Annotated in this window: 8 protein-coding genes; 1 reads left to right on the plus strand and 7 read right to left on the minus strand. The window is 32.1% G+C overall.

The genetic code is table 11. From position 1 onward, the window contains the following. Positions 1–10 precede the first annotated feature (10 nt). Positions 11–790, minus strand: a complete 780-nt coding sequence (locus tag H527_RS0107735; RefSeq protein WP_027412170.1) for an RMD1 family protein — start codon at positions 788–790, stop codon at positions 11–13. Between the two features lie 3 nt (positions 791–793). Beyond that, on the minus strand, positions 794–1210 hold the full coding sequence (locus H527_RS0107740) for a VOC family protein (RefSeq protein WP_027412171.1): 417 nt from the start codon (positions 1208–1210) through the stop codon (positions 794–796). Between the two features lie 387 nt (positions 1211–1597). On the opposite strand from H527_RS0107740, the gene H527_RS0107745 reads away from it, so the two are divergent. Beyond that, the gene (locus H527_RS0107745; RefSeq protein WP_027412172.1) at positions 1598–2440 is read left to right on the plus strand and encodes a universal stress protein; all 843 of its coding nucleotides are present in this window, start codon (positions 1598–1600) and stop codon (positions 2438–2440) included. 69 nt (positions 2441–2509) lie between these two features. Here H527_RS0107745 and H527_RS0107750 read toward each other — a convergent pair whose 3' ends face one another. The 5 genes from H527_RS0107750 to H527_RS0107770 all read right to left on the minus strand — a co-directional run bounded on the left by H527_RS0107750 (position 2510) and on the right by H527_RS0107770 (position 10909). Next, a complete protein-coding gene (locus tag H527_RS0107750; protein ID WP_027412173.1) occupies positions 2510–4486 on the minus strand; it encodes a heavy metal translocating P-type ATPase in 1977 nt (658 codons plus the stop codon). Between the two features lie 60 nt (positions 4487–4546). Further along, positions 4547–4960: a Fur family transcriptional regulator gene (locus H527_RS0107755; RefSeq protein ID WP_027412174.1), complete on the minus strand. Its 414-nt coding sequence runs from the start codon at positions 4958–4960 to the stop codon at positions 4547–4549. Positions 4961–4965: 5 nt separating this feature from the next. Next, the gene (locus H527_RS0107760; RefSeq protein WP_027412175.1) at positions 4966–6171 is read right to left on the minus strand and encodes an efflux RND transporter periplasmic adaptor subunit; all 1206 of its coding nucleotides are present in this window, start codon (positions 6169–6171) and stop codon (positions 4966–4968) included. A 10-nt stretch (positions 6172–6181) separates the two neighbouring features. After that, positions 6182–10519: a CusA/CzcA family heavy metal efflux RND transporter gene (locus tag H527_RS0107765; RefSeq protein WP_027412176.1), complete on the minus strand. Its 4338-nt coding sequence runs from the start codon at positions 10517–10519 to the stop codon at positions 6182–6184. Positions 10520–10597: 78 nt separating this feature from the next. After that, a complete protein-coding gene (locus H527_RS0107770; protein ID WP_027412177.1) occupies positions 10598–10909 on the minus strand; it encodes a DUF6660 family protein in 312 nt (103 codons plus the stop codon). Between the last annotated feature and the right edge of the window lie 78 nt (positions 10910–10987).

The raw sequence follows: 10987 nt of genomic DNA on the forward strand, positions 1-10987 counted from the left end.
CTAATTTATTTTATACTAATTTTAATATGAACATATCGACAACTTCCACTAAGATAAGAATAATGATAATCCATTCTAACTTACTACTCTCTTTGTGAAACATGATATCTTTAAATAATTCTAAATTTTCTTTAATTACCTCTACTTGATCTTGGATACTTCTGTACCTATCTTTAAGGTCAAAAGCTTTTTTTAGATCCTGATCAAATTTATTTAATACCTCATCATCCCAAGTTACATCATGAGAATCGAATATATATAAATTTTCAGATATTTTGTTTTTAATATTTAAGACTTTACCTATATATTTCTTAAGTTTTTTACCACTGATATCTAATTTACCTTTTTCTTCAAGATATACGGTATGTGTATTGGTTTCTTCTAAAATCAGCTCTGATATATAAGCATAGTTATCTAAAGCTATAGACTGAGACACATTAAGCATTATCAAACGTAATTTATCTACCGAAAACACTGTTAAATTAACATAGCCCGGAGTTATTTCACTATCGCCTTTTCCTATAAAAACTTCAATTTGATCAGAAAGTTTATCTTGATGAGGGTTTTTACTAAACTGCAAAATCTCATGAATACTCTGCTGAATTTCTTTTTCTTCAACATTATAAAAACAGATTACCCCGTATTTAAATATATAGATATATTGCTCTGCATCTTTTTGATAAAACAACTCATCTGTATCCGAAAACAATAATATCCCTTTGAAATCGATTTTACAGCTTTTTATTGAAATTGCATCCGCAACCTGAATAGCATATACCTTATTTTTCATTACTTAGACCGTAAAAATCTCATTAGGGTTCTTAAAGCTTTTAAACTCTACCATATATCCATTAGGGTCTTTTACAAAGAAAGAAAGGTGTTCTCCTACTTTATTTTCAAAAAAAGTTGTTTCTGTTGTCACTTCCAAATCCATTGAAAAAAGTCTAGAATATAATTTCCCCCATACCTCTACATCTATAATTACTCCAAAATGAAACGAAGGTAAAATTTGTTCTCCCAAACGATAATTTTTAAAATCAAAATTAAAGTCTCCTGCTTTTGTAAAAGTAATTTGATTGCCATAAAGATCTATATCCGCCCATGTATCTGTGTTACGCCCTAATCGCGCACCTAGTTTGTACGTATAGAAATCTATCGTATCCTGTATATCTTCGCAAGGAAGTGCTAAATGGAATTGTGCTTTTTTCATTTTTTATCTGTTATAATTTTGAATATTTTATATCCGATAACTTGAACGTTTGTTAAATATCTAAGGTACAAAGGTGATTCTGTCTAGTAAACTAGGTGTAGTGTATGTTTTTGAAGTCAGCCTTAAAATTCGGTACCTTATCCATAAGATTGCTTTTGGAGTAGACTTCTTTATTCTCCTAAGCCCAAATTTGAAAAAAAATTTCATTTATTTCTGTAATACATTCTTACAACAGAGTGCATCATTGATATATCAAAAGTAATAAAAAAGTAATATCAAAAATTTATTTGATAAAAAAATAAAAGGGAATATAAAGAATTAAAATTGCATGAATTTTTTAATTTCTTTATTTGTAAATTTGATAACCACTATAAACCAAAAAATCTAATGAAACAAGTTTTAGTTCCTGTTGATTTTTCTACCAATGCTTCTAATGCACTGGATTATGCAAGAATACTATTTGCTAATAAAAACTGTATCTTTTTTTTATTACATGCACATATTGGTAATAGTAATACATCTACTAAATTAAAAGATAACGATAGTAATGCAGCCTTAGATCCTACTAAGCAATCAAAAGAAGATCTTAATACATTATTGAATCAAACCCTTGAAAATAACAACAACATTAAGCATGGTTTTGAAATAATTACCAAAACAGATTCTCTTATTAACGCTATAAACACTGTTATTATATCTAAAAATATAGATCTTATAGTAATGGGTACCAAGGGTGCTAAAGGTGCTAAAGAAATTTTTCTAGGTAGTAATGCTGTAAGAGTAATTAATGGTGTACATAACTGTCCTATAATTTTGGTCCCTCAAAGTTATAAAGTAAAAGCACCCTCACTAATTGCTTTTTCTACAAATTTTAAAAGAGCTTTTAATAAAAAGGAACTAAAATCATTAATCTCCATTACTTTATCCTGTAATGCAAAAATAAATATTGCCAGGATTATGGAAGAAGAGTATTTAACCGACACCCAAACAGAAAATAAAGAAACTCTAAAAAAATTATTTAATGATTTGGATTATATTTTTTGTAAAATAGATGTAGAAACTTCGGAAACTAATGCTTTAAGAGATTTCGTAAAACAAACCGAAAGTGATTTAATTTCTTTAGTACATCACAAACATAATTTCTTTCAAAAAATTACTGAGGAAGATGTAGTCGATAAAATAAGTTTTAACAGTCCAGTACCGCTTTTAATATTGCCTGAATTAAAATAAAAAATTTATTTTTTCACCAAATCTCATCTACCATTTGATATCTGTTTGATTTTAAAATCATCAAACTATTTATTCGTTATACTTTAATAAACGTAATGCATTAATAACTACAATTAATGTAGAGCCTTCGTGAATTGCTACTGCTATACCAATATTGGCTATCCCGAGTAAGGTTGTAGGGATTAAAAAAGCGACAATCCCCAAACTTATCCATAAGTTTTGTTTAATAATAGATTTAGATTTTCTACTTAACCCAATTACAAAAGGTAAATTTTCGATCTCATCAGACATTAAAGCTACATCGGCGGTTTCTAGTGCTACATCGCTTCCTGCAGCTCCCATTGCGATACCAACAGTACTATTTGCCATTGCAGGAGCATCATTTACCCCATCGCCAACCATTGCTATTTTAGAATATCGTTGTTTCAGTTCTTCTATAGCCGCTACTTTGTTTTCTGGTAACAGGTTGCCTCTTACCTCTGTTAATCCTATTTGTTTTGCTATAGAATCCCCTACACTTTGATGGTCTCCTGTAAGCATAATCATTTTTTTAATACCTATCCTTTTTAAACGACTTAACGTGTTTTTTGCACTTTCTCTTGGTACATCCATAACACTTAACAAACCAATTAGTTGTTTTTTAAAAGACACAAGCATTACTGTATGTCCGTTTTTCAATAACTCTTCTAGTTTAGTTTCTGCCTTTACAGAGATCGATATCTTTTGATCTACCATCAACTCTTTATTACCAATATACACCTCTTCTCCTCTATAAATTGCTTTCAGTCCTTTTCCTTGAATGGCTTTGATATCAGATGCCAGATTTTTTTGCTCTATAGAAAACTGTTTTTTAATATCTTTTACTATAGCTTTTGCTAAAGGATGATTGCTTAAGTTTTCTACTTCTAAGACCAAGCTTAAAAATTCATTTTTATTAAATTCACTCAACAGAACCACATTCGTTAGCTTTGGTTTTCCTTCGGTTAAGGTTCCTGTTTTATCAAATGCAATGGTGGTAAGACTGCCTAAATCTTCTAAAGCGCGACCTCCTTTTATAAGAACCCCACCTTTTGCTGCTCTTGCAATTGCACTTAACACAGCACTTGGCGTTGAAATAGCTAATGCACAAGGGCTGGCAGATACTAATACACTAATAGCTCTATAGAGGCTTTCTTTTACTGTTTCGTCGATTACTAAATATGCAAAACATAAAGTAACGACTAATACAATCACTGCTGGCACAAACCATTTTTCAAATTTTTTAGTTAACAGTTGGGTAGGTGATTTTTTTGTTTCTACTTCGCTAACCATTTTGATTACCCTAGAAATGGTAGAGTCTTTACTTAATTTTAATACCTGTACCTCAATATTACTATCTCCATTTATGGTTCCTGTAAAAACAACATTGTTTTTATGAATATCCTTAAACTCTGGTAGGTTTTCTGGATTAGAGTATGCCATTTTATCTACTGGCATACTCTCTCCTGTTATAGAAGCTTGATTAATACTACTACTACCTTTTATAATAACTCCATCCGCAGAAATTTTAGCATTTGGTTTTATGACAATAATATCGTTGAGCTGTAACTCTTCTACCGCAACTTCTACTATTTTATTTCCTTTTTTAACTAAAGCTGTTTTTGGAGACAAATCTCCTAGTGCATGAATTGATTTTTTAGCTTTGTTCATGGCATAATGCTCTAAAGCGTGCCCTATGCTAAATAAAAAAAGTAAAAGTGCTCCTTCTTGCCAACTACCAATATACGCCGCACCAATAGCTGCAACAATCATTAAAAAATCTATTTCAAATTCTCCTTCTTTAATTTTACCAAAAGCTTCTAAAATGGTGTAATACCCCCCAAAGAAATAAGATAAAATAAAACTTGTTAATACTACCCAATCGAATACGTTTGTAAACTTGGTTAATATTAACCCTGTAAAAAAAAACACTCCGCTTAGTATCGCAAAATATAACTCTGTATTTTCTCCAAAAACGCCTCCATGATTATGATCGTGCTTGTCGTTTTCTAAATGTTTATGTTTCATTTTTAATCTATAATTTTGATGCTACAAAGATACTTTGAACAACACTGCATTGTATGTGCATTATAGGTTACACTTGTCACAAACTCCTTTTACCAGCATATTTATATCTTCTGGAATAAAATTATTTGGCAAACTTATTTGTGGTATTTGATGATTTGTTAAACAAACTGTTTCTCTACAACTATTACAATGAAAATGCAGATGTAAATCCCTGTGTTTTTTAGATTTGTTTTCATGATTACATAGCGCGTATTTAGGAATACCTGTTCCATCATCGATTTGATGTACAACACCTTTTTCTTCAAACGTTTTAAGGGTTCTATACAAAGTAGTTCTATCTGATTTCTCAAAATTATTTTCTACAATCGACAGACTTACTGCTGTTGTTTTAGATTGTATAAATTGGTAAACTAACATTCGCATAGCGGTAGGCCTGATACTGTATTGTTGTAATATTTTTTCTATTTTTTTCATCCTATTTAGTGTGAATGTTCTGCTTCACTTTTTTTCATTTCTGCTACTAAATAATAAGCTCCGCTTTTTGCTACCAATACCTTTTTGTCGATTTTATCTTTAAAATCAAAAGCAGTAAATCCATTACTTGTAGATGTAACGATAATTTCTTTAGGTGTAAAGTTCCACGTATCATTATTATTCTTTTTGGCAATAAATACATAAGACATACCTCCTTCCTGAAAAACAGCTTCTTCTGGCAAAGCCTGCTCCATTTTATTTCCTGTTAAAATTCTTGCATTTACATACATCCCCGCGATAAGGTTTTTATTTTTATTTTCTATTTCTGCATGAACATGTAGTGCTTTTGGTTCTTCTTCAAAAGATTTTCCTACAGAATAAATATTAGCAGTCATTTCCTGATTCCCTAATGCTTCTATCGAAAAAGTAACGAGCTGTCTATTTGTAACTTTACTAATATCTTTTTCAAAAACCATTAAATCTACATGTATATGCTCGGTGTTTACAATTTCAAACATTGGAGTTTGTGGTTGTACATATTGTCCTGACTTGATTTGAACTTTTTCTATAAATCCATCTATTGGACTTTTAATGGGTGCTACTTGTGTTATGTTTCCTTCTCTTACTCTTTGTGAAGAAATCCCTAACAATTGTAACTGGCTTGCATATCCTTTAACCAATCCTTTACTACTTGAAAACTCTGATTTTGCTTGTTGATAATCTCGTCCAGAACCTACTCCTGCATCATACATCTTTTTTTGGCGATTATAGTCCTGCTCTAAAAATGTAAGTTTATTATAAGCTTCCAGATATTTGGTTTGCATAGTGATTATATCTGGATGGCTAATATATGCCAGAACTTCTCCTTTGCGAACTTCATCTCCTTCTATATTATTAATACTACTAATATTTGCTCCCAAAATACTGGTCACTACTGCTTCATTTTGTGGTGGTACACCAAGTTTACCATTTACCTGTATAAAACTACCCATATTACGTTTCGAAATAGTATCTATTTTAATATTGAGTAACTCTATCTGTTCTTGAGTCAAAGTTATTTCTTCTCCATGTTCCTCATTTGCCTCTTCATTTTCTGTTGCTCCCTTTTCTACGTGATCTTTATGGTCTGCTTTGCCTGAATCTCTATTACAACCTAATAAGGTTACGGAACTGATAATGGCTATAATTATATATAATTTGATGTTTTTCATCTGTATGTTTTTATTGTTTTGAAGTTAAAAAATATTCTAACTGTATTTTACTATCTAAGTATTGTTGAAGCACGTTCCATGTATTGATCTCTAATTGAATAGCATCTTTCATGTTTTGAAGAAAAGCAATATAATCCATCGCTCCTTCCTTATAAGATAAAGTAGCACCATTACGCTGCTCTACGGCTAATGGCAGTGCCTCATCTTTATAATACAGCCAACTTTTTTGTAATTGTTCAAACTGAGTTATCAGGATACTAAACCTTCTTTTTAGTTCTGTTTCTTTAATTTTATTTTCTTGCTCAACAATTTGTGCATTAATTTTTAATGCTTTTGCTTTTGCTTTAGTTTTATTAAAAACTAAGGGTATTTGTACTCCTATCTGATAGCTATTAAACCCAGACTGATCTCCTATTGTTTGAAACCCATATTGTGCAAATAGCTTTGGCAAAAACTGTTTATTTGCAACGTTATACTGTGCTTTAACAACTGCTTGTTGAGTTCTCCAATACACCAATAAAGGATGATTTGTTAAGGTTGTTTCTATTACCAAAACATCGGTATTCAATCTATCTATAGGCATAGCTGTTATATCATAAAACTTCTCACTAAACAACCATTGATTTAATTTTTGTAATGCTATTTGATAGGATGTATATGCCTGTTGTTTTTGTAAAGTGATTAATTTTCCTTGATTGGCTGTTGCGTTATACTCTAGCTTTGAAATTGCTTCTGTTTCGAATCGCAAATCAATTGCTTTATTTAAGTCCGCAAATACGGTTTCTATTTCTGCATAGGATGCATACATTTGTTTTGCAGTATAGGCTTTAATCCATGCTGACTGTACGCTTCTTTTAACTTCTGAAACAGTAATTTCTACATTCGTTTCGGCTAATTTGATGTTTTCTTTAGCCAATTTACTTTTGGATGCTATCCCAAAAACATCTATCTCATTTTGCCCTATTCCTATCGTTGTATAGGTTGCATCGTTGCTGTTATTTCCTATTTCTTCTCCAGAAGTAAAAACCTTAGTGTTTCCAAAATCCCATGCTGTCGTTTTTAGTGTTTTCTCTTTTTCTACAGATAATCTTGCAGATTCTATAGCTGGGTAATTTTGTAATGCAACAGCAACAGCATCTGCCATGGATATAGAGGGTTGTTGTGCTGTAGTTATTCCAAAGCAGAATAGCATTAAAACAAATATAGCTACGGGGCTTGATTTTATTCTTTTCATTTTTTGCTGCTCTTTAGTTTCTATCCATTTGTATAGAATTGGAATAACAAACAGCGTTAATAAGGTAGCTGTTAAGAGCCCTCCAATAACTACTGTAGCTAGAGGTCTTTGTACTTCGGCTCCAGAAGATGAGGATAATGCCATAGGTAAAAAGCCTAACATATCTGTTAGTGCTGTTAACAATATAGGTCGAATACGTCTTCGTGTTCCTATTCTAATACGATCATTAATATCTGTAACTCCTTCTTCTTTGAGTTCATTAAACCCGCTAATTAGCACCAATCCATTTAATACCGCGACCCCAAATAACACAATAAACCCTACTCCTGCAGAGATACTAAAAGGCATATCTCTAAGCATTAATGAAAAAATCCCTCCTATGATAGCCAAAGGGATTGCCATATAGATCATTATGGTTTGCTTAAAAGATTTTAGAGCAAAGAAAATAAGAATAAAAATCAATCCTAAAGCTATAGGCACTACCATTTTTAGTTTACTTGTAGCTCGTTCTAAATTCTCAAAAGCACCTCCATAGCGAATATAGTATCCTGATGGCAGAGATACATTTGCTTCTATTTTTTGTTGAATCTCTTCTACCAAGGATTTAATATCTCGACCTCGTACATTAATCCCTACGTATATACGGCGGTTAGTATTATCTCGACTAATTTGCATTGGCCCTGGTTTATAGTTTATAGTTGCAACCTCTTTTAATGGGATTTGTGCTCCACTTGGTAACGTGATAAATACGTTTTTAACACTATTTAAATCTTTGCGTAGCTCTTCCTTTAACCGCACTACTAAATCAAACCGTTTTTCTCCTTCAAAAATAGTTCCCGCTACCCCACCAGCAAAAGCAGTTTCAATAAGGTTATTTAGCTCATTAATTTGCAAACCATATTGTGCTATTTTATTTCGATCATAAACAATTGTAATTTGTGGTTGTCCCGCAGTAGCTTCTACTTTCATATCTGCTACCCCTTCTACTGTAGCAATTATTTTACCCATTTCTTCTGCTTTTTGAGCTAAAACATCCAGATCATCTCCATAAAGTTTTACTGCTATATCTTCACGAACCCCTGTAATAAGTTCGTTAAAACGCATCTCTATTGGTTGTGTAAACTCATAATTTACTCCGGGGATTTGCTCTACTTTTTCTTTTATCTTATCGATAAGTTCTTCTTTTGAAGTAGCATTTGTCCATTCTGAAACGGGTTTTAGAATCACAAAAACATCCGCAATATCCATTGGCATTGGATCTGTTGGTACATCTGCAACCCCAATTCTACTTATCACATCTATAACTTCAGGAAAATTTTTCTTTATAATGCCTTCTATTGTAGTAGTTGTCGAAATTGTTTCTGACAGAGAACTCCCTGGTTTTAAGATAGCATGAAACGCCAAATCCCCTTCATCTAGTTGTGGGATAAACTCTCCTCCCATTCTGGTAAATACCACAGTTGATATTACTAATAGTAAAATTGCAGAAAGGATAATAACCTTTCCTTTTTTTAAGGCTTTTAGCAAACTGTTTTCATACTTATTTTCTAACCAACGTACAATTTTGTCTCCCCAATATTGTTTTTCGGTTTTTGGAGCTTTTAAAAACACTGCAGTAATCATTGGCACATAAGTAAGGCAAAGTACCATTGCTCCTATCATTGCAAAACCAAAGGTCAATGCCATTGGCTTAAACATTTTACCTTCTACCCCTTCTAAAGCCAAAATTGGCAAGAATACTATAAGGATTATAAACTGCCCAAAAAAAGCAGTATTCATCATTTTTGAAGAAGCTAGTTTAGTTACTTCATCTCTTGTTTTATCCGTAATTTGTTCTCCTTTTTTCATTCGCTGATACAAATAAAAAACTGTACTTTCTACAATAATAACAGACCCATCTACAATAATCCCAAAATCTATAGCTCCCAAACTCATTAGATTTGCCCATACATCAAAAATATTCATTAGTATAAAAGCAAAGAGTAAGGATAACGGAATTGTAGATGCAACCACTAAACCTCCTCGCCAATTTCCTAGAAAAAATACCAGAATAAAAATTACAATTAACGCTCCTTCTAATAAGTTTTTTTTAACCGTAGATGTGGTGCTGGCAATCAATTTACTTCGATCTAAAAACGGTTTTATGGTGATTCCTTCTGGTAATGATTTTTGAATTTCAACTATCCTGGCAGTTACGTTTTTAATAACATCATCGCTACTAGCTCCCTTCAACATTAAAATCATGCCTCCAACAGCTTCGCCTTCTCCGTTTTTTGTTAAAGCTCCGTAACGTGTAGCTTTTCCAAACTTTACTGTTCCGATATTTTTAATTGTTATTGGAATCCCTTCTTTATTAGTAACTACAATATTTTTAATATCTTCTAGTGTTCGAACCAGCCCTTCTCCCCTAATAAAATTAGCTTGATGGTTTTTTTCTATATACGCTCCACCTGTATTTTGATTGTTATTTTCTAAAGCATTATATACCTCTTGGATCGTTACATCAATTGCTTTAAGCTCATTTGGGTCGATAGTGACCTCATATTGTTTTATACTACCTCCAAACGCATTTACTTCTACAACACCAGGAACCATTGCCATTTGCCTACGAATAATCCAATCTTGAATTGTACGAAGTTCTGTAGCATCATAGGTGTTCTTAAATTCTGGTGCTATTTCTAGGGTATATTGATAAATTTCACCTAAACCTGTAGAAATTGGCCCCATAAAAGGTTTTCCAAAACCTTCTGGAATATTAGATTTAATTTCATTTAGTTTTTCGGCTACTAATTGCCTGGGTAAGTAAGTATCTAAATCGTCACTAAAAACTATAGTAACTACAGATAACCCAAAGCGAGATATTGATCTAATTTCTGTAACTTCTGGTAGATTAGCTACTGCAACCTCTATAGGATACGTAACAAATTGTTCGATATCTTCTGTACCCAGATTGGGTGCTTGTGTAATAATTTGTACCTGATTATTGGTAATATCGGGAACAGCATCTACAGGTACTTTTGTAATGCTATATATTCCGCCTGCAATTAATGCAACCGTAAACAATGCAATAACAAATTTGTTATTGATTGAAAAGTCAATAAGTCTATTGATCATAGAATAAAGTTTAATTCAGTTAAAAAAACTTGCCATTAGGCAAAACAAAAAGGACATAGGTATCCCTGTAAATCTGAATTATACCCTTGGTGGGTGAAGAATAGAATAATTTACTTCTTGCTCAGAAGCAACTAAACGTGTGTTTGGTATTTTAGATATCTGCGGTGTAATAATTTTATAAGGCTGAACACCGATTTCTGCTACATTTACATGACAACATTGGCAAGAACAAAAAGGAGAGCATAAATCAGCATGATGGTTATCTGTACTCTTATCCAGATATTCAACTACTTCTTGATCCATAAAGGTATTTTCTACAACAGCATCTTCACAAGGTATAAAAGATAGCCCTAAGAAATAAACAGATAATATGACTACAAAAAATTTCACCTCACAAAGATAAACAATAATTGGTGCAATGGGATTGCAATAGTTTAGTTCCTTAAAAAAAATAATGATTACATTCTT

The organism is Aquimarina muelleri DSM 19832 (assembly GCF_000430665.1).
GTDB classification, from domain to species: domain Bacteria; phylum Bacteroidota; class Bacteroidia; order Flavobacteriales; family Flavobacteriaceae; genus Aquimarina; species Aquimarina muelleri.